We start from the raw sequence: 22,529 nt of genomic DNA, 5'->3' as shown, positions 1-22,529 counted from the left end.
TTATGACAACCATGACTTTGAAACAAATAGGAGCTGTTAGCATCACTGAAGATCATTTTCAACTGAAGATTCACGAAGAGTTCCGAGAAGGGCTCATTAATCTTGACGATTTTAGTCACCTCATTGTACTCTATTGGGCTGACCAATCTGATCAACCTGAATACAGACGAGTCTGCTTAATTGATGAAAAAGTATACCTACACGGTCCTAACCAAATGGGAATTTTAGCCACTAGATCAGCCTATCGACCAAATCCAGTTTTATCTTCAACCGTTCAACCACTCAGTATCAATATAACAGAGGGAATCATTAGTCTTCCCTACATTGATGCCTTTGATGGCACGCCTGTTTTAGATATCAAGCCCTATACACCAAGTATTGACTATGTCGAGACTTATCAAAGTCCTTCTTGGTGCCAACATTGGCCAAAGAATGTGGAAACTTCTGGAGCTTTTCCTTGGGAGACAGAAGTTCTATTTTGATTTGTACAATGAAAAAGAACACAAGAAGCTCTATCATCAATCATTCATGAAATAAAAGATGCTCTAAAATAATCGTTTCAATATCCATAAAAAGTAGTTATGGCATAAATAGTCTTGATTATCTAAAAAGGAATAACATTTAAAAAAGTTGCGGACTTTATCTAGCTCTCGAACATAGGCACGAAAGGACGCTAAAGAAAACTTCCTACACAAAAACACCAGTGAAATGAGCCCTTTTCGGTCACTTTACCGGTGTTTTTCTAACCCCTTACTACAACTCACTCTACTCCGCAATAAACTCACTACATAACTCCATTCAAGAATTATTCTTAACTTTTAAGTATTAATCCACTAAAAATTAAAGACTAATCAAATAAATTGTCAAGCTATCATTCTTCAACTTTTGAGCTGGAGGTATAAGGGTTATCTATTCTCATCACTTCTATCTTATAGGATAGAATAACCAGTTTATGCGCTCTCTATTTAACTTTTAACTTGTTTCAAAACCATATTAATGGCTAGTGATGGGAATAAGCGACTAATAACGAGTAGTAACCGGCCTTTATCGTTATTTCCGATAAACGCTTGATATTTTTTTTTAAACACAGCATCTGCAACTTGTTTTGCAGCCTTATTTACCGGACATCCCACTGTTTCAGCGTCTTTATTAGAATGCTCCCCCTTATAATTTAAAGATTTTTTCGTTAAATCAGTCTTCAAAAAACTTGGTATAATTATCGTGACATCTATGTTGTCAGTAATCAATTCTGCTCTTAAACTATCATAATAGCCATGAAGGGCTGCTTTTGAAGCTGAGTAAGATGAACGACCAGGCAACGCTACTTTCCCTAAAACCCCTGACACTAACACAATGTTTCCTGTTCTTCTTTTTTTTAAATGAGGTAGTAAATATTGTGTTAATTCAGTCGTACTAAAAAAATTGACATCAAAAATATTATGTTGTACTTCTTTTTTTGTATCTACTGCTAAAGCATTTTGGCCAACTGCCCCATTATGAATAATGATATCTACTTGGCCATATAAAGAAATTGCCTCCTTTACTTTCTCCTCAAAGGTTTCTGATTGTAATAGATAAAGAAGTACGACTCTTGAATTGGCCACTTGGGATTGTACTCTTAATAATTCTTTTTCTTTACGACCAGATAAAATGACTTTCGCTCCACGATTAGCAAATTCATGCGCCATAGCTTCTCCCAAGCCCGAAGAAGCCCCCGTTATCCAAATCACTTTATCCTTAAAATCAACGTTTCCCATATCTTTCTGACATCCTTTCTTTATACATTTCTCAACCAACTTTCTCTCTTATTATTTTATCTTTTCAAATCAAAAGTAACGTTTATAGTTCGATGTATATCGAACTCTTTTTCAGTATACTACAATTTAAAATGAAATCAATCATCTATCGATTATCTTTTTTCTATGGTAAAATGACAGTATGAAAATTGATAAATTATTTATAAATACTGATCACGACCAAAAATATGATATGAACTTACTGCAAATTCTTCAAGCGCTAAGTGATCCTATTCGCTTAGATATTGTTCTTTGTTTGTTGGATGAAAAAAGAGGGTGTCTCCTAAAAGAACGCTATCCAGTTGTAAAATCGACAATGTCCCATCACCTCAAAACATTAAGAGAGGCGGATATTATCTTACTTCATAAGGAAGGAAATAAATATAAATACGAAGTCAATATAGAAGGTCTAAATCAAAACTTCCCCGGATTAATTGAACTGTTACACAATCAAATTATGAAATAAAAAAGACGTACGAAGTCTTTTCTAAGTTCCACTCTATTGGCAAAGAATGTGATTAAACTAGCAGTGAGATAATGAGAGAGTACATTTCTATCCCCCAAAAAAACGGCTCAATAAATTGTGAAACAATTTATTGAACCGTTTTTTCGATCATAATACTCTTATTAAAGTCTCTCTAATTCTTCTCAACGAAGTGACTCTCTTAAACAATGAGCCGTAATTGTCTGGCTAGTATCAACCATCTCTTGTGGCGTACCTTCAAAAACAATTTGCCCACCATTCTTCCCACCATCTGGGCCAACATCAATTAACCAATCTGCTTGTTTAATCACATCTAAGCAATGTTCAATAATAATCACCGTATTACCTTTGGCAACTAATTGATTGAATAATTTAATTAATTTTTCAATATCTGACGGATGAAGGCCTGTCGTCGGTTCGTCCAATAAGTAAATTGCCGCCTTTTTATTCATATATTTAGCTAATTTTATGCGTTGGCGCTCTCCGCCTGAAAGTGTACTCAACGCTTGTCCAATCCCTAAATAACCAAGTCCAACCATCTCCATCGCTTCTAACTGCTTAACTAACTTTGGCTCCTTAAAAAATTCTAATGCCTGAACGACTGACAATCCCAATATTTCCACCATATTTTTCCCCTGATAACAATACTGAAGAGCTTTTTGATTAAAACGTTGACCTTGACAATTTTCGCAGATTGTAACAATTGGGTCCATAAAAACGAGTTCCGTCACTCTGACCCCTTTGCCCTGACAATCGGGACAGGCTCCTTTAGAATTGTAACTGAAAAGAGAAACCTCTTGTCCATTTTCAACCGCCATTAACTTGCGAATTCGATCAAAAAAACCTAAATAGCTGGCAGGCATTGACCGATTAGTCGCAGTGATTGGCCCTTGATTGACCTTAATCACTTGCTCACGGTATTCCTCTGCAAATGTAGACATCAGGGAACTTTTTCCTGATCCTGCAACCCCAGTAACAACTGTCATAATACCTAGTGGAAACTCCGTAGACACATTCTTCAAATTGTGCAGGCTAGCGTTATCAAGTGATAAAGATGACTGCCATGAACGACAACTCTCTTTTAGTGACATCCGACAGCCCATTGCTCTAGCCGTTAGGGTATTACTCTGTAACAATCCTGAATAAGTCCCCTCATAAACAATTTCACCACCTGCTTTTCCAGCTTGAGGACCAACATCAATAATATGATCTGCAATCTCGATGACATCCTGATCATGTTCAACTACCAAGACACTATTTCCTTTATCTCGCAACTCTTTTAGCAATTGATTCATTCGGTAAACATCACGAGGGTGCATCCCGGTCGTTGGCTCATCAAAAATATAAGTCATACCAATTAGGCTACTTCCCATATAACGAACAATTTTTAATCGCTGAGCCTCTCCACCTGATAAGGTTGTTGACTCTCGATTTAATTGCAGATAAGCCAATGTCCATCATCCGCTTTAGACTAGATGTCAATGTCTCAATGATGGTTGTAACTCTAGAATCGGTCACCGCTGCTAGTATTTCATGCAAGTGAATAATTTCCAACCGACACATCTCTGCGATTGAATACCCATTTACTTTCACACTTAAAGCCAGTTGATTCAGACGTTGCCCCTGACAAACGGGACATCCATCTTCACTAATCAAATTTCCTGCTTTTTCCTTCATTGCACTGCTCAACTTACTCAAGTCCCGATTCAAAAATAATCGATGATAAAGTGGACGCAAACCTTCTATTTCTCTTCCCACATTTGAATTCCCCTCAAGCAGAAAATGATACTCCTCTATTGAGTAATTTTTCAATGGTTTATCTAAATCAAAAAGACCAGATTCAGCATACGCTTTCCAGCTCCAAGATCCAGGTCTAAAACGGGAATCAGCAATCGCCCCTTGATTAAGAGATTTTTCCTGATCAAGAAGACTTTCAACATCAATCGTCGTTACTTTTCCCAAACCAGAACAAGTCAAGCACATTCCCAACGGATCATTAAAGGAAAAGTGAGAAGCAGAGCTCCCTTCTGGATTCCCAATTCGTGAATATAAAAGGCGTAATAAACCATACAAGCCACTGATTGTTCCAACAGTCGACCGCTGATTACCGCCTAAAGGACTTTGATCAACAATTACTGAAGGTGTCAAATTCTCTACTTTTTCGACCTCAGGCTTTAAGTATTTTGGCAATCGTCCGCGAACAAAGGCTGAATATGTCTCATTTAGCTGTCGTTGTGACTCAGCCCCAATCGTATCAAATACAATACTTGATTTTCCAGAACCGGAAACTCCAGTAAAAACGACTAGCTTATTTGTAGGAATTCGTAAATCTATACTCTTCAGATTATGATGTGACAATCCAGTAATAACCATATCTACCATACTTTTCATCCTCTCCTATTTAATGGGAATACAAATATCAATCTGCGAATCGGGATTATATGGTCCTAAAAAGCGCTTATCGTAGACTTCAAAATCTACCCGATCTGCTAATTCCTCTTTTGTATGGACAAACCAAGTTCCCCAAATGTACTCATAAGTTTTGTCAAAGTCTGCTAAAAGCCCTGTATGTGTAAATACAGCATATTTTCCAGCAGGTATTTTAGTCGAAATCAGCTGCCTCGGTAACGCTTCAACAGCGGTCACACGAATACCAACAAATTCTGTAAAAAATGTATCCTCACTAAATGTGTGAATATTACGTGACGTTTGACAGATTCCATAAGATTCGCCAGTTGAATGAGCATGTGGTATTTGATCAAGCAGTTTAATTAACCTCTGCCATAGTTCCGGCAAGCGGTTAATGGCCAAATTTGTCTCTCCCTCGATTCCAACAACCAATATTTCAGGAAAGTTTCTAATAACTGGTTGGACAGTGACCTTATCCTGTAAATGAGTCAAAATGGGTAACTGTAACTCTGGTTTTTGACTCATATAGACATTCACCCGATTCTTTCGATAGTGACTTGGACTGATTCGGTAAATTTTCTTAAAAGCTCGACTGTACGCTTCTGAAGATTCGAAGCCACTCTCAAGAGCTATATCGATTATTCTATCATTCGTGTATAATAATTTCCGACTACTTTCGGCTAAACGCCGCTTTTGAATATAACTACCTACATTTTCTCCCAGTATTCCTTGAAAAAGACGAGTTAAATGATAATATGAATATCCAACATGTTCCGCCACTTGATCCACATTAACTTCTCCCAAATGAGCCTCTATATAAAGAACTGCCTCTTCAAAACATCTTAAATACTTCATTTTTTCACCCCTCATAGACAATTCTAACATGCCAATGGCCATTGGACTTCTATTATAACGAGAATAAAAACATAAGACATGATATTTTCTGCTATTTTTATTGACTGTTTATCTTACCATAAAAAGAAACAGTCATTGTCAACAATAGCTAACAATGACTGTTTCTTTTATGATTTTTTAATGATGGTAGCCAGACTTCCGCCGAATTATCAGCATTATAAACTTCCACATCAGGCAACTTTGCAAACTCATAACCAAAAGAAGGTAACCATTCAGTCACCACCCGCTGTTGTAGGGACGAAACTTCTTGCGGTGTTTCACAAGTAAATACAGCCCATGCTCCCGCAGGAATAATCAATTCAGCCATTTCCTTTGTCACCTGATTATCAGTCGAAACAGCAATATAATAGTCAAATTCACTTGTACTTAAATCTGGATTATAGTCACTAATTCCAAGAATCCCCTCAGGTCGTTGATTCATCAGAGACAAAAGCTTATTCATCTGCCCGTTTTTCTGAAGTTCTCCCCAAAGCGCAGGTATGCCTTGATAGCTCTCACCTTTTTCAATCGTTGTTCGTATCTTATGACCAACAATTCGAAAAGCTGGCTTTTCTTCTAAACGATAATCCAGCATATCGCCTCCTTTTGCAACGAATTCAAAGGTGATTGGCGGATAAGCTTTAATAGTTACTCCCAATTTTTTTGCTTCGCTAGGCGAAATACCATGAATAGCCTGAAAAGCTCTATTAAATGAAGTTGGTGAATGATAGCCATATTTTAATGCAACATCTATCACTTTTTGATGTCCGTCTTGTAAATCAACTGCCGCCATAGTTAATCGCCGATTCCGAATGTATTCAGCCAACGAAACGCCGGCCATTACCATAAAGAGACGTTGAAAGTGGTAAACCGAATAGCCTACTAAACTAGCCGCTTCTTCATAATCAATTTCATCATCTAAATGATCCTCAAGGTAATTAATCGCACCTTTCATTCCATCAATCCAATTCATCTCCACTCCCGCTTTCTACTTATTATTTTTAGGCGTCACAGCAATCCACACTTGGACAGCTCCCGTTTGATCAGGATAAACTTCTATATCTGGCAAAGTGGCCTCCATATCACCTGTTTCATATCCTTTATTAACCAGATCGTAAGCTGATTTTGGTTGCCATTCTGTCACAATTAACGGTAGTATTTGAGCAATTTCCACTGCATTTTTACAGTCAAATACTGCCCACGTGGCTGCTGGCACATGATAGTCCGACATATTCTTTGGAGTCATTTGACTCGTCGCACATCCGATGTAATAATCAAATTTTCGGGAATCTGATGGATCCGTATTCTACACACACATTCCTATTAATCCCTCAGGTACCTGATTAATTAATGGAATAACAGTTTGAGGACCGCCATTTCTCATAAAATCTTGCCAAAAAATGGGTATTTGATTCATCCCTGAATTATTTTCATTTGTTGTCTTATACTTAAATCCCACTACTCTAAATCCTTCACTTATCACAATATTTGCTGTTAAACTCATTGTCATTCTCCTTTATCATATCGTATTTCGTGTTAACAGTCTAAGCTTAACAGAAGGTTTTTTTAGGATTCCTCTCTTTTTCTACCATAAACTGTGAGACAAAACAATAATGTATTTTCGTCTATAACTCTAAGCTAATATTAGGCTATTGAAGGGTCTTGAAAATTCAATGCAATTTTTTCACAAGAAACAATTAAAATAATTATATAAATCAACAAACTATCGATATCTAATTAGTAAAGTATATAAAATTGCTGAAGCATAAAAGTCCTAAAGCACCAATATCGACGTTATAAACAACACTATTAATAAAAATAAGTTTATTTTGAAATCTATTGAAAATATGACAAATAATTAAGAAAAATTCCCAGAAATTAATTATCCCGAAAAATTTGAAACAATTACTAGCTTTTTATTAGTTTATATTGAGAAAATGCGTGTTGAATAAGATTTTGTCACCAATACCTCACTTATCATTCCCCTTGCAAGCCTAACCTCAATTTTGACAAAGCTATTGTGAGTCTTATTATTTAAGCACTAGGAAATAACTGGATTCCCTCAAAATAATTCATTATCTATTTGATCTCTTTATAAATAATTTCTGATAACAATTGAAATCATATGCAGGTTAACTAATGATTATTTCTAAAAAAAAGACTTTATTAAAGGATAATCATTGACCTTTCGACTGATAACCGCTAGCATTAAAGATAGAGGCTATTACGAAAGGATGGGATTTTATGAAAATTGGAATTATTGGGGCAACAGGTAAACAAGGAAATCTAATTTTACTCGAAGCGTATCGGCGCGGTCACGACGTAACGGCACTAATCAGAGATCAACGAAAATTAACACATGAAGTACCTTATATAGAAAAGGAATTATATGCCTTAGAATCGACAGAATTAGAAGGGTTTGACGCTGTGGTTAATGCATTTAATGCACCAGACATTATGCCTCAATTACATCAAACCTCTTTACGTCATATCACCAAAGTTGTCAAAGATTTGGATACAAAACTTTATATAGTAGGCGGCGCTGGTAGTTTGTATATTGATCCAAGTAAAACAACTCGCTTATTTGAAACTCCCGATTTTCCTGACCCATTCAAACGAACAGCTACCAGTATGGCTGCGGCCTTAGAAGAATTACGTGAAAGCAAAGGTACTAACTGGATTTATGTTAGCCCAGCTGCCAATTTTGATGTTGATGGTCCTAAAACGGGAAGTTATCAACTTGCGGGTGAAGTCTTAACTCTTAATAGCGAGGGCGAAAGTTACATTAGTTATGCCGACTACGCCAGCGGTATGCTAGATTTAATTGAAAGTGGCAAGCACAATAAAGAACGGGTCTCTCTCGTATCTAGATAGCTTAGACAAAGCTAATCCGTAAAGTCAATTGCCAAGATTTTGAGAAATTTTCGAGCTTTCACTTTGATGTCCGTTATTTCTATCATCTAAAATCCAAAGAATGACAGCTTTTAGATGTTTAGGACAGCGAAACAATATGTAAGATCCATTTATCACAAAGCATTCAGGAAATGAAAGTAAGACTTATTCTCATTTTTATAGCCTGTCCCTTAAAGGCAGAACAACATCTTACAAAACTGTTAGGAATTCATTTGACCATTCTATGTCCCTTGAGATGAAAAAAGTTCATACTAGAATCAGAATTAAATAACTGATTTAGGAGATGAACACACAATGAAAAAAGGACTTGCACTATTTAGTTTCATCCTTATTGGAGCTAGTATTGGAATTTACTTTTATTATTATGGGGGACAAACTTATTACACCAAAATTACTGACAATGGTACTGAAATCGTTCAACAGCTTGATAATTCGAAAGAAACATTGAAAGACTATGAATACGAGCAGCTGGCTTATAATAAAAAAGGAGAAGAACGTCAGGTCACATTTAATAGTACTATTGGTCGTCCGTTACGAGTAAATTCTTTTCTGAAATTAAAAGTTAATCGACTTAAAGGTGTCCTCAGTTGGACTGAAGTTAAGGAACAAGACCTTTCACAAGAAGCACATGCTAAACTAGATCAATAAGCGAGGCTGTGAATTCACGAATTTTAACTCTTAATGTTTAATCTATTACAGGGGAAGCAAACGTACATTGTTGCGTTTGCTTCCCCCTATTTTTAGTTAAATAATAATCGACTAAATCCCCAGACCTTTTCAAATAACTATTATGGACAAAATTCTCCCTAAATAAACGGCTAGCTTTTGGATTCAAAACCAGTTCGTGTTGTTAAAGAGAGATACCATATTTATGTCTAAAAACTAAAAAAGAGAGTGAGACAAAAGCCTCCCCTCCACTTACTTCATGTATATACTATCGATAAACTCGAATCAAAAGGTTGCTCATTTTGATTCGAGTTCAACAATTCTTAATATCTTACAAATACTTAAATATCAAGGCTTATGTAAGTTCCATCATCTTTTTTTAGTTGGTAACACGATGTTCTTGTATAAGTACACTGTGATAAAGTAATAACCTAAATATATACAACCATAAATAGCAAATGGTAATCCAATGTAAGTATAAGGATTAGGAATAAAAATAGTAAACATTTTTAAGCCCACTAACACATGAATGACTCCTAAAAAAGCTGGTGCTAAAAAGATTGCTAAAATTTCTTTAAAAATGGATCCGACTAACAATTTATCTCTAACCCCAATTTTATGAAGCATATCATAACGAGCAATATCTTGGTAAGCACCCGTTAGTATTTTAAACATCAAGCAACTTGCTAGCATTGCTAAAAAGGCAATTCCTAAAAAGAATCCCATAAACATAAACCCATTCGCCATACTTTGAACTTGCTGATAAATCTCATATTTGCTGTTCATAAACTCAACATCTGGATGACGTTTTATTTCTAATTGATGAATCTTCTTAAAAATTGGTAATTGAGCTTGATAATCAGATACCCGAATCACTTGAATAGTATTAGTATCGGCTGCAACTTGCTCAAAGTCTGTTTTAGCTAAAACTTGAAACTTACTTTCAACTACTCCACTAGTACCATAGCTATCAGAAATCTGATTAAACCCTTGGGCGATTGTGTTTTCTCCTTCATTTTGATACGAGTAAGCATGATTCGCTTCTAGCTTTTTCAATGGTTTAAACTCGCCCCCAATTTCTTGAGTCTCTTGTACAAGCAACGGATGCTTCGTCAGTTCTTCTTGAATAAAGGTCTTCGTTTCACCCACCAATTTAGAGTGATAAGTAATCTTTTCTTTAATAGCAAGTTTGTCTAACTCTGCTTGAATCTCTGGCGTTGCATTATAAACAACCACATCGTTAACAGATGTATTCAACAAATCGGCTGCAAAATTTTTAAAAGCTTGTCCTACTGTAACAGCTCCCAGAGACAAAGCTAAAAGCATCGTGACCAACCCCAAAACTCGTGCTAATGAAGAGGCTTTGAAACTTAATTGAGACAACGTGAAAATATTAATTTTCTTTCCACTTAAGCTTTCCCATTTTTTTAATCGATTAACAATTACAGGTACCAATGCACTAAAAAATAAAAATGTCCCTGGAGTAATCGTCAAAATGGCAACCAAAACACCAATTATTTGAAAAGTTCCTATCTTAACCATACAAAGATAACCAACAGCAATTAACACCAATGATAAACTAATTTTAATTACAGTCATAAGCGGCTTGGACTTAGAACGTTCAGATTGGCTTTCACTGTAAAGTAAATCCAATGTCCGTGTTTTCATAAATTTCGTGACATTAACCAATGTAGTAACGAAAAACAATATACCAAAGAAAATCAAAGTAATAACTAATGCTTTAGGGACAAAAGCTTCATAAGTATTAGAGGGTAAATCAATGGCTTTACTTAACCAATCACCCATCACTTTGGCCAAAACAGTCCCTAAAAATAAACCAATAATAGTGGAAAAACATCCAATAAAAAGTGTTTCAATTGCCATCATTTGACCAATTTTTTTCTTTTTTGCGCCTAACATCATATACATTCCATACTCTTTTTTGCGCATAGAAAGTAAAAATGAATTAGCATAAAAAATATAAACAATAGTAATAATAGATAAAAGAACGGCCCCAAGTTGAAAAACAAGTGATACCATTGAGACAGAAGAAATATTTTCCTCCAAAAAACTTGTATTAAGCGATAGCGTTTGGAACATATAAAAAATTGAAATTGAAATCATCAGTCCCATCATCAAAACCAAATAGTCTTGCCAACGTTTTTTCACACTTGTCAAAGAAAGTTTAAACATCATATACGTTACACCAAACTTTCTACATCAAGTTCAAGTCCTGCTAAGACAGATAGAATTTCTTGATAAAATTCTTGTTGTGTTCCACGACGATTTAATTCTCGATAGATTTGACCATCTTGAATAAACAAGATCCGTTTACAATAGCTGGCACTAACTGCATCGTGCGTAACCAATAAAATGGTCGTCTTGTAGTCTTCATTTAAACCACGTAAAGCTTCAAGCAAGTTTTTAGCATTTTTAGAATCGAGAGCTCCTGTCGGCTCATCTCCTAGTAATAATTTAGGATTATGGACAAGGGCTCTAGCAGCGGCCACCCGTTGTTTTTGACCACCAGAGACTTCTGTTGGATAATTTTCTAAAATCCGTTCAATCCCTAAAATCCGTGCAATTTCTTTCACTTTCTTCTTTGTTTTACTCGCAGAGACACCTTGTAGTGATAACGGTAATCCAATATTTTGCTGCATGGTCAAATTTTCCAATAAATTAAAATCTTGAAAAATAAACCCAATATTCTTAGCCCTAAAATCAGACAATTCGCTTTCTTTTAAACCATTTAAAGTTGAACCAGAAATCTTTATATCACCATTAGTCGGACTATCAAGTGCAGATAAAATATTAAGCAACGTTGTTTTACCCGAACCAGATGGTCCCATAATTCCCACAAATTCTCCTTCTGTTATTTCAAATGAAATATCTTTTAATGCCTCGTATTGCTTTTCTCCCTTTTTACCGTAAACTTTTTTTATATGTGTTGCTTCTAAGACGGTTGTATTCATAATCGGCCTCCAATTAGTTAGTAGTTAATTGTTTATCAACTACCTGATGACCCTAGTTTACGCTATATTCATCCCACCGTCCTACGAAAGTTCTTACAATTATTAAAACTCACCTAACAGTTTTGTCACATCAACTTCCCCTTCTATTTTTGACACCTCTCTATTATTTTTAGCACTAATTCTGTTATAATAGACTCTAAAGAAAACACATTTTGAGAGGAATCAACATGATTAAATCAGAATTTGGCATCATCAATAACCTTGACATTAAGAAAAATTATTCAGATTATACCCCCAAAAAATATAACTGCATAGCAATTGATGATGATTTATATATTAATCGATGGTGGCATGATTTAGTTCTTTTACCCACATTTTTCCATAGTCTTTCACAGCCAAATTTTGGCCTAGCAAGATGGGGTACAACACTCATTCCTCCAAGCTCTCTCGCTGCTTTTCAAGAAATTATTCTAAATGATCCCGCTATCCAAACAGATCAAGCATTGATTGATCTAGCTAGATTGATTCAATGTGCTCTCAAAGAAGATAAACATGTCATTCATTATGGTGTCTAAAATCGAGCAATAGTTTGTGCTCATCTATTTCTCCATTCATAAATGTTACAACATCAAAAAAAGAGGATAAGATAAATCTCCCCTCTTCTTTTTCGCAGCTATTGACATTTCAACAGATATACTCATTTCATCCTCTGAGTTAATAGACATAAATAAACTAATTATCTTTCTTTACGTCGTACTAATTAATTTTGCAGCAAGCTCATCACACAAAATTGTGATATCTGAATGAAATTGCAAAATAGAAGCAGGAATTTCTGGAGTCAGCTCTCCATAAAAAGCTTCAGACAAAATAGCCGCTTTTCCTTCCCCATTAGCAATAACAACAATCTTTTTAGCCTTCATCAGGGTTTTCATACCGATTGAAACATAACAATCCACTTTATCCGTTACTTCATCTGAATCATTGATCATCCCCATCATTTTTTCATCTAAATCTTGACGATAGCCTTGATTCGTAAAAGGTGTACCAGGCATATTAGCAGCAATATGGCCGTCTGATCCAATTCCCATAATGGCAAAATCAAGACCGCCAGCCCTCTCTATAAGTTGGTCAATATTTGAATAAGTATCATCTGTTAGATAAGTAATTTGCTCATCATTGATATTATTAGCTTCAAAGAATGATTGATTAATGTACTTAAATCGCTTATAATCTTCTGGTTTAACACTCAGATACAAATTATCTTGCTGGAAGAAATGAACTTTTTTTGAAATACCACTATCACTTACTATTAATAATTCTTTAATAATCTCATAAGCTCGCCCAGGTGTAGAACCGGCTGTTAACGAGATATTTGACTTTTGGTCCGCTATTAAATAAGGGACAATCATCTGAGCCAATGCATGACTCATTGCTTCAAAATCTTTCTTTACTATTACTTTCATCCTAAAACCTCCACTATTAGTTAATGTCCTTTAAGTTTACTAAAAAAACACTTAAACTTATAGTCAAGGAACCTCATAAAAAAAGGATTTTTTACAAAAAAACAGTACGAGGCTAACCATTTGTTAGCCTTCATACCGCGGTACTCTATGAAAGTAATTTTAATGCAATTGTTGAAGCCAAAATTAATGCAATACATAACAAACGCTTAATATCTGTTGAATCTTTAAATAAAATTATTCCCACAAGAGCCGTTCCAACAGTCCCAATCCCTGTCCAAATCGCATAACCTGTTCCCATAGGAATCACCTGCAAAGCAAATGATAACATAAGCAGACTGCTTCCCATCGTAATAAATGCCACGATAATCGCCCGTTTATTACCGTCAGCTAATCGTTTGATATTCCAAACGCCTACTATCTCCATCAATCCAGCGCCGACTAAAGCCAACCACTCCATGTTAAATTTCCTCCTTTTTCTTAGGCGTCTCGATTAATTTCAAGCCTATAATCCCTAAAATCAACGTCCCCATAAAAACAAGCTTTATCGGACTAACTGCTTCTTCAAAAAATAAGACTCCTACCAAGATACTTCCGACAGAACCAATTCCTGCGAAAACAGCATAGACTGTTCCAATAGGGAGATGCTTTGCTGCTTCTGTTAGTAAAACAAAACTTATTACTACACCTGCACCTGTCAATACCCATTGAAAAATAGTTTCCGCATGCCCTAAACCGCTAACCCATACCAATTCAAAAACTGATGCAAATAATACTTTTATCCATTCTTTAGTCATTAGACACCTCTATATAAAATGATTAGTTTAATCCATATTTTTTTCATATGTCCAGGATCGCACTCGCTCCAGGATCGCACCTCGCATTTCATCGTCCAACGCAGAGCCATTAAACAACTCTGAATAATAAAGACCATCTATCGCCAAGCGAACGATGGTTGCCAAGACAGGATCATATCCATCCGTCGTCATCTTCTCTTGAATCACATGAAAACTATTTGAGACAGATTCACTAATTTGTTGATGGCTCAAAGCCCCAGCTACTAAAGCGACATTTATTTGTGATGTCGACTGCAGATCATCATCCGACACTGCAATCATCCCTCGAGACCAACTACCAGTTGACTCGGTTTCCTTAATACTTGCCGCCTCAATCCTGTCGAGATAGTCTTGATTAAGTCTATCCGCCAGACTTCGTAGGAGCTCATCTTTATTAGAAAAATAATGAGTCACACCACCTTTACTATAACCAGCTTCTTTTGCTACTTCATCCAAGGTAATATCTGCTAAACCACGACTCGCTAATAAGCGACTTGCACTGTCTAAAATATGACGGCGTTTCTTCTCTGCTTTGGTCATTATACCCCTCCTTATTGATGAAATTAATTTTCAAAACAAAACGAACAGTCGGTTTTTATTTTACTAAAAATAATTAACACTGTCAATAAAAAAGGTATTCCCTCGCTAAAAAGGAAATACCTTTACTCAAAAAAATCATCCCTTCACTTTTTCCAGAATTTTTTCAAGAGATAATTGACTCGTTTGTAAAACTTGGTAATCAGCTTCCCTCATAGAGTATGAATCCCCCACCCCAACAGAAAACATTTTAGCGCCGTTAATCGCTAAAATCCCTGCCTCTGCATCTTCAACTCCTACACATTCTGAGACAGACAATCCCAGTTGTTCCGCCCCTTTTAGAAATATTTCTGGGTCCGGTTTTCCTTTTCTTAAGAGACTCGGGTCTACTATTTCATTAAAATACGCTGTAATACCTAATCGTTCCAAAATAACTGGACCATTTTTACTAGCCGATGCCAAAGCCAGTTTAATTCCTGCTACCTTTAATTCTTCTAAAAACTCTGGAATCCCTGGTAATAAATCATCATATGTAATACTCTCAATCAGCTTAACATATTCAGCATTTTTATCTGCAGCCAACTTTTCTTTTTCAATAAGTGTATACGTCGCCTCCTTGTCACCGTGCACCAAGATTCTCTCTAAGGAATCCATTCGTGAAATTCCCTTTAGCTTTTCATTAAACTCACGATCAATAGACACTCCAATTTTTTCAGCCAAATTCTTCCACGCTAAGTAATGATACTCTGCTGTATCAGTAATAACTCCATCTAAATCAAATATAAATCCTTTTATTGCCATCTCCGACTCCCTCTCGTCAATTTCTCAAGTGCTTTCAACAAATTGCAACTAGGTTTTATTTATTTGTACAACATACTCATCTGCAACCGTCACACACTTATCAAAAAGAGTGACCTTTAGTGGAACTCCCTCTAAAATTGCCAAACGAACTTCTTGATGGTTAACCATCACTTGTAATAAACGTCCCTGATAAGTGACTTTAAAGGAATACCCCTGCCACTCTTTTGGTGTAAATGGATTAAAACTTAAGTTGCCATCTAACGTTCGCATGCCAGCAAATCCATGAACTAGTGATAACCAGCCACCACTCATAGATGTAATGTGCAAGCCGTCTTCTGTATCATTATTATAATTATCTAAATCCAAGCGAGCCGTTCGTGCATAAAGTTCTACCGCTTTTTCTTCCATTCCTAATTCAGCAGCTAAAATGCTATGAACGCAAGCTGATAAAGATGATTCATGAACAGTCATCGGTTCATAAAAATCAAAGTTTCGTTGTTTTTGTTCAACACTGTATTCGTGATTTAAGAAGTAAAGCCCTTGAAGTACATCTGCTTGTTTAATAAAAGGGGATCGCAAGACTTTGTCCCATGACCAATTTTGATTTAAAGGTAAGTCTTCTTGATGCAGTGAACTTACAGGCCGTAATTCCTTATCTAAAAATGTATCATGTTGCACAAATATCCCTAGTTCATCATCAATTGGCATATACATCTTATCAATAATCGCTTGCCACTTCTCTTTTTCATCAACTGTTATCCCTAAAGCGACTAATTTCTCCGAGGTTACTTTTCCCAAACTTTCTAACGTGTACCGCAGAACCCATGTTGCCATTGTGTTGGTATACCAATTATTGTTGACATTGTTTTCATATTCATTTGGCCCTGTCACTCCATGAATCATGTAGCAATCATTTCGCTTGGAATAATGAACTCGATCCTCCCAAAAGCGCGAAATTGCAACTAAAACATCGATACCTTCATTAATTAAGTAGGTATCATCTCCTGTGTAGGATGTATAATTAAAGATAGCATGAGCGATTGCACCATTTCTATGAATTTCCTCGAAAGTAATCTCCCATTCATTATGGCATTCAACTCCCGTAAAAGTAACCATCGGATAAAGGGCTCCTTTTAAGCCTTGTTGTTTAGCATTATGAAAAGCACCTGGCAACTGTTGATGACGATACTTTAGTAATTGTTCACTAACTTCCTGGCCAGCGACCGATAGATACATTGGCACGATATACGCCTCAGTATCCCAGTAAGTCGCACCGCCGTATTTTTCCCCCGTAAACCCTTTCGGACCCACATTTAAACGCGCATCCTCTCCGTAATAAGTAGAAAATAATTGGAATATATTAAAACGCATGCCTTGCTGTGCCTCATCATCACCTTCAATCACCACATCTGCTTTTTCCCAGCGCTCAGACCATCCTTGGATGTGGGCTGCCTTTAATTGTTTCCACCCTGTTGAAATAGCCGTTTCTAACAATTGATGTGCTCTTATCATTTGCTCCTCTTCTGGAATATCACGACTTGTTACAACCGCTACATATTTCTCTAATCGAGCTACCTCTCCTTCTTTCAATTCAAACGTAGCAGTCTCTGCAACATATTTTTCCGATTCTTCTTGCTTCAGACTTGAATTTGAACTAAGTGATTTCATTGCTGTTGTCACACTAAAGCGAGGTGTACCGAACGGATTTTCAATTGTTTCTAATGTAAGAGTCGGCATATCTCCCAACTGACGATACTTCTCTAGCCAGAATACTTCTTCATAGTTGCTATCTTCATTTCTAACATCACCATCTAGCTTGGGCGTTAGCTCAACCGTTGCCTGTCCCTTTAATAATTCAACTTCCACTTTAACAAGCGCTAATTCTTGGGTAGCCACACTAACAAAACGCTCAAAACTTATTTTAGCCTCAACTCCCGCTAAATCAACAGTATAATAACGACTTAAACACCCTGTCTGCATATCAAGTTCTAAATAGAAATCATGGTAAGAACATGTCGCCAAATCGATTAATTGACTATTGATAACAACCTCAACACCAATAAAATTTGTTGCATTAATAACTTTACCAAAATACTCAGGATAACCATTTTTCCACCAGCCAACCCGCGTCTTGTCAGGAAACCAAACACCCGCAATATAAGTTCCCTGATGCGTATCTCCAGAATAACTCTCTTCGAAATTCCCTCGCATTCCCATATAGCCATTACCAATTGAAGTTAAACTCTCCTGTAGGCGTTTATTTTCAATATCAAGCTGTGTTGTTTTAATTTTCCATGGATCAATTTCAAATAATCGTTTGAACATTTTAAGTACTCCTTTATCTAATTTATACTTTTATCTGTATTGAGTGATGTGAACGTGTTGCATAACTATCATTAAACCTCGTCCTAACAAAGACGCCTAGTAGCATTAAAACCAATCCAAATGATTGAATACTCAAAACAAGCGTCATATCAAAGCTGAATAAACCGATAACCATTCCTGCTATAGTACTTAAACCAAGACCATTTAAAATTAAATTAAGTGATTCTTGGTACGTTTTTATTGATGACAGATGATTCTTTCTTGTCATCCAAACAAAGAAAGAACCACCTAAAACAAGAATTAGATGACTTACCACAATCAGAGAGCCACTCATAATCATCATTGTAAACGCAACAAAGGCTTTGTTTTGAGTCAGCCATTGAGAGCTGATTCCTTGTTTTAGTTCATTGATACTTGTGTAACTTGCAGGGTTAAATTTCTTCGTATAGGCTACCTTAAACTCATAACCAGACGAATCCTTTAACCACATGCTTGTCTCACCAAAACTAATTGCATTCTTGTGTTTAGATAACTCCACTTCACTTAAATTAAACCCAACAGTCCCTTGCTCATTAATCAAACGCATGTCGGTGCTGTTTAAGCGACCTTCTATAAAAGGAGCATCTTGTATCGCAACCAACGTTTCATGATCTACCTGCTTAAACATTTCGGGCATAATTTCCACCAAATTAAAATGAGTGGAACGTGCCATATTAATCGTTACTGGAATCAATGTCAAAGCTGTGATAAAAATAAATACAACAGCTAATTGAAGTTTTGATAATGCTTTTCGCCCTCGAAAAACTTGTGTCGGTGTAACAATACTAGCGAAATAATTAAATGGAAATGATTGTTTGGTCATCGTAGTCTCATCCTTTTTTACTAATTATGATTAACCTTTTGTTCCTCCTGCCACTAACCCTGATACAAAATGTTTTTGCAAAAAGAAGAACAATGTCGTAATTGGCACTGCGATCAAAATCGCACCTGCCGCAAATAAAGCAATTTTTTGATCTTTAGTATTACTAATAAATGATTGTAACCCAACAGCTACTGTTAATTTCTCCTGTGTTCGTAGTAAGAAACGTGCTAACATAAAATCTCCAAAAGGCCCCATAAATGCCCATAAAGCTTGAACAGCTAACATTGGTCGAACTAGTGGCAACACGATTTGCCAAAAAATTCTAAAATGACCGGCGCCATCTAGTTTGGCACTCTCATCCAAATCAATTGGAACGGTATCAAAGTATCCCTTCATCAGCCATGTGTTCATTGGAATCCCACCACCGATATAAATCATCGTTAAAAACCAGTATTGATCCAATGCATCAAGTAAAAAGGCCATCACATAAAAAGCAGTTAACGCAGCCATTGTTGGAACCATTTGAACGATTAAAAAGAATTTCAAACTACTCTTACGTCCGACAAAGCGATAGCGACTATAGGTATAACCTGCCAAAGTTACAATCACCACTTGGCAAATCATCGTAAAGAATGCAATAATTAAGGTATTTTTATACCAGCTGCCGTACAAAGTTTCCGTAAATAAACGCTGAAAATTTCCCAGGGTCCATTTTCCATCTAGACTTAGACTAAATGCATTAACATTTCCCGCTTTAAAAGCTGAACTAATCGTAATTAATAAGGGATATATGATAATAATTGAAAGAATCACCATAAATAAATAGGTAAAGAGCTTTGTCAAAAAACGACTTGTCTTTTGTGAATGTAGCTTATTTTTCATTACATTCCCTCCATGTCAAAGGCTTTAGTTCTCTTAAAGACAATCAATGATACTGTGATGACGATTGCAGAAATCATCAACGTCACAGCTGCCGCGACTGAGTACTGTGGAGATGTACCTGTCGTCAGTTTATATATCCAGGAAATAAGGATATCAGTCGATCCGGCTCCACCACCAACACTACCAGGTCCGCCCATATTAAAGAGATAAATCATCGAAAAGTTATTGAAATTTCCTGTATACTGGGTAACAAAAATCGGCGATGCCACATATAAGATCATCGGCATTGTAATTTGACTAAAGCGCTGAATAGCATTAGCTCCATCAATTTTTGCGGCCTCATATAAATCGGCCGGAATTGATTGTAGAATCCCCGTGACCATTACATAAATATATGGGAAGCCTAGCCACCCCTGAATCATAATGATTGCCACTTTTGTCCAAAAGGGATCAGTTTTCCAGGCAATCGCACTGATATCAACAAAAGGGATATGGTTTAAAAATGGAATTACTTGGGCATTGATAGCCCCAATACTATCATTGAAAATATTTGAAAAACTTAGAATAGTAATGAAAGCCGGAACAGCCCAAGGAAGTAGAAAGATTACCCCGAAAAGACGGCGTCCTTTAATAAATTCTTGATTAGCCACAACTGCAGTGAATATCCCTAGCGTGATTTGAAGCGTCGATGCGCACATAGTCCAAATCAAGGTCCAAGATAGAACAGAACCAAAAGTATCTCGGTACGAACTTAAGAAGAAAATGCTAAAGAAATTTTTAAATCCAACCCAGTCAATTAAATTTGCTGGTGGAATATGGTAAAAATCATAGTTAGTAAAAGCCATAAATAAGGTCACTAGAACAGGAAAAATAATAGCAAATGTCATTACAATATAGGCTGGTAATGTTAAGACATAAGGAAAGCCATTGTCAAACACATTATGAATAATTTCTTTTGCAGTCACATTTACTTTCATTCCTGAGTTCCATCGTTTCGCTACCATTCGAACATCGCGAATATTAATCGCATAAAAAATTAAAAAAATAACCGTAATAATAAGTTGTAGTGTTCCTTCAATCATTAAAAAAAGCGAATGATCTTCGATGGGTACACTTCCTAGCGTAACAAACCCATGCAATGCTCCAACCCCAAATAGTGCCATTTCAATTATAAATAAAAGAAATACCCCAATAAAGATAACGCCTTTAAACTTTTGCTCATTATAAAATTGGCCTAATCCAGGGATAAGAGATAAGAAAGTTGCTTTTTTTAGATCTTTTTTTGTCGTTGCAGTGTCCATCTTTTTTTCTCCTATTCTTTAAAAGAATTTCGGCAGAGATTATGTCTCTGCCGAAACTATTTCAGTTGCTGATAGTAATATCTCAGCGACTATTTTGTATATTTTTGGGCAATCGCATCATCAATAACTTTGACTGCCGCATCAGCTGCTTCTTGAGGCGTTTGTTTACCTGAAGCGGCATCAAACATCAAGTTTTCACCACCTGTCCAAACTTCTCCCATCTCTGGAATATTTGGCATTGGGTCTGCATTAACATATTGATCAATAACAGCTTTTGTAATCTGATCATCACCTGAAGCAGCCGTTTCACGAGATTTATTGTTGGCTGGTACCTCATTAGTTAGTTCATATAATTTCGTTTGATTCACATCTGTTGTTAAAAAATCAATGAACTTTTGACCAACTTCTTTGTTCTTAGAGTAATTGCTGACTACCCAAGCTTTACCGCCACCAAAAGCTTCATAAGCATTACCATTTTTTAAAGTTGGTATTTTAGCGACACCAAAATCTACGCCAGCTTCTTTGAGGTTTGCTGCTGCCCAAGGACCATCAATAATTGCAGCAGTTTTTCCATTAACAAATTGATCAGTAATAAAATCACCGGCACTCTTCACATCTTGCATCCCTTTAGGCCATACATTTTGGAACCATGTATTAGCATATTCGATCCCTTCAACTGCACCTTTAGAATTTAACCCCACATCACTAGGATCCGTACCATCCTTACCAAAAACATAACCACCATAACCGGCTAACAAGCCATAAGCGGAATAAAAGTCAGTCCATTTCGCTAAGAAACCGACATTTTTCCCCTTTTCAGCAGTAAAATCAAATTTAGGGTCTTTACTAATCGCTTCTAAATCAGCAAATGTTTCTGGGATTGTATCAATCAACTCTTTGTTATAATACAGTACTAAAGTTTCAATAATAGCTGGCTCGCCGAAGTATTTACCATCAACAGTTACTTGAGATTTATCGGTGGCGTTGTACTCTGCTTCATTTCCTAATGTCACTTCTGCTAAATGACCTTGTTGACCTAGTGGCCCTAAACGGTCGTAAGCTGACATCATTACATCTGGAGCTTTTCCTGCTGGTCCATCTAACGATAGAGCTTCTAATTGTTCGAACATGTCTCGTTCAGTTAACTTAATTGTCACATCATTTTCTTTTTCAAATTCACCCTTAATTTCTTCAAGATACTTGATATAACCTTTGTCAACAGAAACTGTTAGGGTCTTACCATCAGACGCATTGGCCTCCTCTTTTGCTTTTTCTTTAGCCCCTCCACAAGCAACTAGCGTCAATGCTAGCCCTGTTGCCAAAACACCTAAGCCAATTTTCTTGAAACTTTTTTTCATTACGAATACCCCCTGATTATTTTTATTTTCGCT

23 protein-coding genes and 1 pseudogene are annotated in these 22,529 nt (G+C 36.3%); 5 read left to right on the top strand and 19 right to left on the bottom strand.

The genetic code is table 11. The features are described from left to right. The first annotated feature begins 2 nt into the window (after window positions 1-2). Window positions 3-482 carry a TrmO family methyltransferase domain-containing protein gene (locus tag AC5KOD_RS20905; RefSeq protein WP_496916527.1) on the top strand — a complete coding sequence of 160 codons (480 nt, stop codon included), beginning with the start codon at window positions 3-5 and terminating at the stop codon, window positions 480-482. Window positions 483-965: 483 nt separating this feature from the next. Here the strand turns inward: AC5KOD_RS20905 and AC5KOD_RS20900 are convergent, their stop codons facing one another. Then, the gene (locus AC5KOD_RS20900; protein WP_496916526.1) at window positions 966-1,757 is read right to left on the bottom strand and encodes an SDR family NAD(P)-dependent oxidoreductase; all 792 of its coding nucleotides are present in this window, start codon (window positions 1,755-1,757) and stop codon (window positions 966-968) included. 181 nt (window positions 1,758-1,938) lie between these two features. Between AC5KOD_RS20900 and AC5KOD_RS20895 the strand changes: the two genes are divergently transcribed. Beyond that, a complete protein-coding gene (locus AC5KOD_RS20895) occupies window positions 1,939-2,262 on the top strand; it encodes an ArsR/SmtB family transcription factor (protein WP_496916525.1) in 324 nt (107 codons plus the stop codon). Window positions 2,263-2,444: 182 nt separating this feature from the next. Here the strand turns inward: AC5KOD_RS20895 and AC5KOD_RS20890 are convergent, their stop codons facing one another. The 6 genes and pseudogenes from AC5KOD_RS20890 to AC5KOD_RS20865 all read right to left on the bottom strand — a co-directional run bounded on the left by AC5KOD_RS20890 (window position 2,445) and on the right by AC5KOD_RS20865 (window position 7,087). Beyond that, entirely contained in the window at window positions 2,445-3,731 is a 1,287-nt protein-coding gene (locus AC5KOD_RS20890) for an ATP-binding cassette domain-containing protein (protein WP_496916524.1), read from the bottom strand. After that, window positions 3,643-4,671 carry a hypothetical protein gene (locus tag AC5KOD_RS20885; protein WP_496916523.1) on the bottom strand — a complete coding sequence of 343 codons (1,029 nt, stop codon included), beginning with the start codon at window positions 4,669-4,671 and terminating at the stop codon, window positions 3,643-3,645. Before AC5KOD_RS20885 ends, AC5KOD_RS20890 begins: the two co-directional genes overlap by 89 nt. 6 nt (window positions 4,672-4,677) lie before the next feature. Beyond that, window positions 4,678-5,544: an AraC family transcriptional regulator gene (locus AC5KOD_RS20880; protein WP_496916522.1), complete on the bottom strand. Its 867-nt coding sequence runs from the start codon at window positions 5,542-5,544 to the stop codon at window positions 4,678-4,680. 148 nt (window positions 5,545-5,692) lie between these two features. Continuing rightward, window positions 5,693-6,556: an AraC family transcriptional regulator gene (locus tag AC5KOD_RS20875; RefSeq protein WP_496916521.1), complete on the bottom strand. Its 864-nt coding sequence runs from the start codon at window positions 6,554-6,556 to the stop codon at window positions 5,693-5,695. 15 nt (window positions 6,557-6,571) lie between these two features. Beyond that, window positions 6,572-6,862, bottom strand: a pseudogene (locus AC5KOD_RS20870) (GyrI-like domain-containing protein); the annotation flags it as partial. Window positions 6,863-6,889: 27 nt separating this feature from the next. Then, window positions 6,890-7,087 (bottom strand): GyrI-like domain-containing protein, encoded by a 198-nt coding sequence (locus tag AC5KOD_RS20865; protein ID WP_496916520.1) that lies wholly within the window; start codon window positions 7,085-7,087, stop codon window positions 6,890-6,892. A 740-nt stretch (window positions 7,088-7,827) separates the two neighbouring features. Between AC5KOD_RS20865 and AC5KOD_RS20860 the strand changes: the two genes are divergently transcribed. Both AC5KOD_RS20860 and AC5KOD_RS20855 read left to right on the top strand, forming a co-directional pair. Next, on the top strand, window positions 7,828-8,457 hold the full coding sequence (locus AC5KOD_RS20860) for an NAD(P)-dependent oxidoreductase (RefSeq protein ID WP_496916519.1): 630 nt from the start codon (window positions 7,828-7,830) through the stop codon (window positions 8,455-8,457). Window positions 8,458-8,790: 333 nt separating this feature from the next. Further along, complete coding sequence (locus AC5KOD_RS20855) at window positions 8,791-9,144, top strand: YxeA family protein (protein WP_496916518.1); 354 nt, start codon at window positions 8,791-8,793, stop codon at window positions 9,142-9,144. A gap of 387 nt (window positions 9,145-9,531) precedes the next feature. On the opposite strand, the gene AC5KOD_RS20850 is transcribed toward AC5KOD_RS20855, so the two are convergent. Further along, complete coding sequence (locus AC5KOD_RS20850; RefSeq protein WP_496916517.1) at window positions 9,532-11,358, bottom strand: FtsX-like permease family protein; 1,827 nt, start codon at window positions 11,356-11,358, stop codon at window positions 9,532-9,534. A 5-nt stretch (window positions 11,359-11,363) separates the two neighbouring features. Next, window positions 11,364-12,134, bottom strand: a complete 771-nt coding sequence (locus AC5KOD_RS20845; RefSeq protein WP_496916516.1) for an ABC transporter ATP-binding protein — start codon at window positions 12,132-12,134, stop codon at window positions 11,364-11,366. A gap of 227 nt (window positions 12,135-12,361) precedes the next feature. Here AC5KOD_RS20845 and AC5KOD_RS20840 point away from each other — a divergent pair, with 227 nt between their 5' ends. Next, complete coding sequence (locus tag AC5KOD_RS20840) at window positions 12,362-12,709, top strand: hypothetical protein (protein WP_496916515.1); 348 nt, start codon at window positions 12,362-12,364, stop codon at window positions 12,707-12,709. Between the two features lie 171 nt (window positions 12,710-12,880). On the opposite strand, the gene AC5KOD_RS20835 is transcribed toward AC5KOD_RS20840, so the two are convergent. From AC5KOD_RS20835 to AC5KOD_RS20790, 10 genes are all read right to left on the bottom strand, one after another. Beyond that, a complete protein-coding gene (locus AC5KOD_RS20835) occupies window positions 12,881-13,597 on the bottom strand; it encodes a 6-phosphogluconolactonase (RefSeq protein WP_496916514.1) in 717 nt (238 codons plus the stop codon). A 145-nt stretch (window positions 13,598-13,742) separates the two neighbouring features. Further along, entirely contained in the window at window positions 13,743-14,054 is a 312-nt protein-coding gene (locus tag AC5KOD_RS20830) for a DMT family transporter (RefSeq protein WP_496916513.1), read from the bottom strand. Between the two features lies 1 nt (window position 14,055). Beyond that, window positions 14,056-14,391 carry a DMT family transporter gene (locus AC5KOD_RS20825; RefSeq protein WP_496916512.1) on the bottom strand — a complete coding sequence of 112 codons (336 nt, stop codon included), beginning with the start codon at window positions 14,389-14,391 and terminating at the stop codon, window positions 14,056-14,058. A gap of 27 nt (window positions 14,392-14,418) precedes the next feature. Continuing rightward, window positions 14,419-14,970 carry a TetR/AcrR family transcriptional regulator gene (locus AC5KOD_RS20820; RefSeq protein WP_496916511.1) on the bottom strand — a complete coding sequence of 184 codons (552 nt, stop codon included), beginning with the start codon at window positions 14,968-14,970 and terminating at the stop codon, window positions 14,419-14,421. Window positions 14,971-15,105: 135 nt separating this feature from the next. Further along, window positions 15,106-15,768 carry a beta-phosphoglucomutase gene (pgmB, locus tag AC5KOD_RS20815; protein WP_496916510.1) on the bottom strand — a complete coding sequence of 221 codons (663 nt, stop codon included), beginning with the start codon at window positions 15,766-15,768 and terminating at the stop codon, window positions 15,106-15,108. Window positions 15,769-15,816: 48 nt separating this feature from the next. Continuing rightward, window positions 15,817-18,093 carry a glycoside hydrolase family 65 protein gene (locus AC5KOD_RS20810; RefSeq protein WP_496916509.1) on the bottom strand — a complete coding sequence of 759 codons (2,277 nt, stop codon included), beginning with the start codon at window positions 18,091-18,093 and terminating at the stop codon, window positions 15,817-15,819. 22 nt (window positions 18,094-18,115) lie between these two features. Beyond that, complete coding sequence (locus tag AC5KOD_RS20805) at window positions 18,116-18,955, bottom strand: DUF1189 domain-containing protein (protein ID WP_496916508.1); 840 nt, start codon at window positions 18,953-18,955, stop codon at window positions 18,116-18,118. Window positions 18,956-18,985: 30 nt separating this feature from the next. Beyond that, window positions 18,986-19,837 carry a sugar ABC transporter permease gene (locus AC5KOD_RS20800; protein ID WP_496916507.1) on the bottom strand — a complete coding sequence of 284 codons (852 nt, stop codon included), beginning with the start codon at window positions 19,835-19,837 and terminating at the stop codon, window positions 18,986-18,988. Next, window positions 19,837-21,138, bottom strand: a complete 1,302-nt coding sequence (locus AC5KOD_RS20795) for a carbohydrate ABC transporter permease (protein WP_496916506.1) — start codon at window positions 21,136-21,138, stop codon at window positions 19,837-19,839. Before AC5KOD_RS20795 ends, AC5KOD_RS20800 begins: the two co-directional genes overlap by 1 nt. Window positions 21,139-21,227: 89 nt before the next feature. After that, window positions 21,228-22,496: an extracellular solute-binding protein gene (locus tag AC5KOD_RS20790; RefSeq protein ID WP_496916505.1), complete on the bottom strand. Its 1,269-nt coding sequence runs from the start codon at window positions 22,494-22,496 to the stop codon at window positions 21,228-21,230. Between the last annotated feature and the right edge of the window lie 33 nt (window positions 22,497-22,529).

Source organism: Vagococcus sp. WN80Y (assembly GCF_059621045.1).
This window is presented reverse-complemented; position numbering and strand designations above follow the sequence as displayed.

Bases quoted from the DNA above. Each gene is read 5' to 3' on its own strand.
- AC5KOD_RS20820 (WP_496916511.1), bottom strand. From the start codon at position 14,970: ATGACCAAAGCAGAGAAGAAACGCCGTCATATTTTAGACAGTGCAAGT.
- AC5KOD_RS20855 (WP_496916518.1), top strand. From the start codon at position 8,791: ATGAAAAAAGGACTTGCACTATTTAGTTTCATCCTTATTGGAGCTAGT.
- AC5KOD_RS20830 (WP_496916513.1), bottom strand. From the start codon at position 14,054: ATGGAGTGGTTGGCTTTAGTCGGCGCTGGATTGATGGAGATAGTAGGC.
- AC5KOD_RS20880 (WP_496916522.1), bottom strand. From the start codon at position 5,544: ATGAAGTATTTAAGATGTTTTGAAGAGGCAGTTCTTTATATAGAGGCT.
- AC5KOD_RS20875 (WP_496916521.1), bottom strand. From the start codon at position 6,556: ATGAATTGGATTGATGGAATGAAAGGTGCGATTAATTACCTTGAGGAT.
- AC5KOD_RS20895 (WP_496916525.1), top strand. From the start codon at position 1,939: ATGAAAATTGATAAATTATTTATAAATACTGATCACGACCAAAAATAT.
- AC5KOD_RS20840 (WP_496916515.1), top strand. From the start codon at position 12,362: ATGATTAAATCAGAATTTGGCATCATCAATAACCTTGACATTAAGAAA.
- AC5KOD_RS20805 (WP_496916508.1), bottom strand. From the start codon at position 18,955: ATGACCAAACAATCATTTCCATTTAATTATTTCGCTAGTATTGTTACA.
- AC5KOD_RS20905 (WP_496916527.1), top strand. From the start codon at position 3: ATGACAACCATGACTTTGAAACAAATAGGAGCTGTTAGCATCACTGAA.
- AC5KOD_RS20800 (WP_496916507.1), bottom strand. From the start codon at position 19,837: ATGAAAAATAAGCTACATTCACAAAAGACAAGTCGTTTTTTGACAAAG.
- AC5KOD_RS20850 (WP_496916517.1), bottom strand. From the start codon at position 11,358: ATGATGTTTAAACTTTCTTTGACAAGTGTGAAAAAACGTTGGCAAGAC.
- AC5KOD_RS20860 (WP_496916519.1), top strand. From the start codon at position 7,828: ATGAAAATTGGAATTATTGGGGCAACAGGTAAACAAGGAAATCTAATT.
- pgmB (WP_496916510.1), bottom strand. From the start codon at position 15,768: ATGGCAATAAAAGGATTTATATTTGATTTAGATGGAGTTATTACTGAT.
- AC5KOD_RS20865 (WP_496916520.1), bottom strand. From the start codon at position 7,087: ATGAGTTTAACAGCAAATATTGTGATAAGTGAAGGATTTAGAGTAGTG.
- AC5KOD_RS20795 (WP_496916506.1), bottom strand. From the start codon at position 21,138: ATGGACACTGCAACGACAAAAAAAGATCTAAAAAAAGCAACTTTCTTA.
- AC5KOD_RS20790 (WP_496916505.1), bottom strand. From the start codon at position 22,496: ATGAAAAAAAGTTTCAAGAAAATTGGCTTAGGTGTTTTGGCAACAGGG.
- AC5KOD_RS20810 (WP_496916509.1), bottom strand. From the start codon at position 18,093: ATGTTCAAACGATTATTTGAAATTGATCCATGGAAAATTAAAACAACA.
- AC5KOD_RS20900 (WP_496916526.1), bottom strand. From the start codon at position 1,757: ATGGGAAACGTTGATTTTAAGGATAAAGTGATTTGGATAACGGGGGCT.
- AC5KOD_RS20845 (WP_496916516.1), bottom strand. From the start codon at position 12,134: ATGAATACAACCGTCTTAGAAGCAACACATATAAAAAAAGTTTACGGT.
- AC5KOD_RS20825 (WP_496916512.1), bottom strand. From the start codon at position 14,391: ATGACTAAAGAATGGATAAAAGTATTATTTGCATCAGTTTTTGAATTG.
- AC5KOD_RS20835 (WP_496916514.1), bottom strand. From the start codon at position 13,597: ATGAAAGTAATAGTAAAGAAAGATTTTGAAGCAATGAGTCATGCATTG.
- AC5KOD_RS20885 (WP_496916523.1), bottom strand. From the start codon at position 4,671: ATGAAAAGTATGGTAGATATGGTTATTACTGGATTGTCACATCATAAT.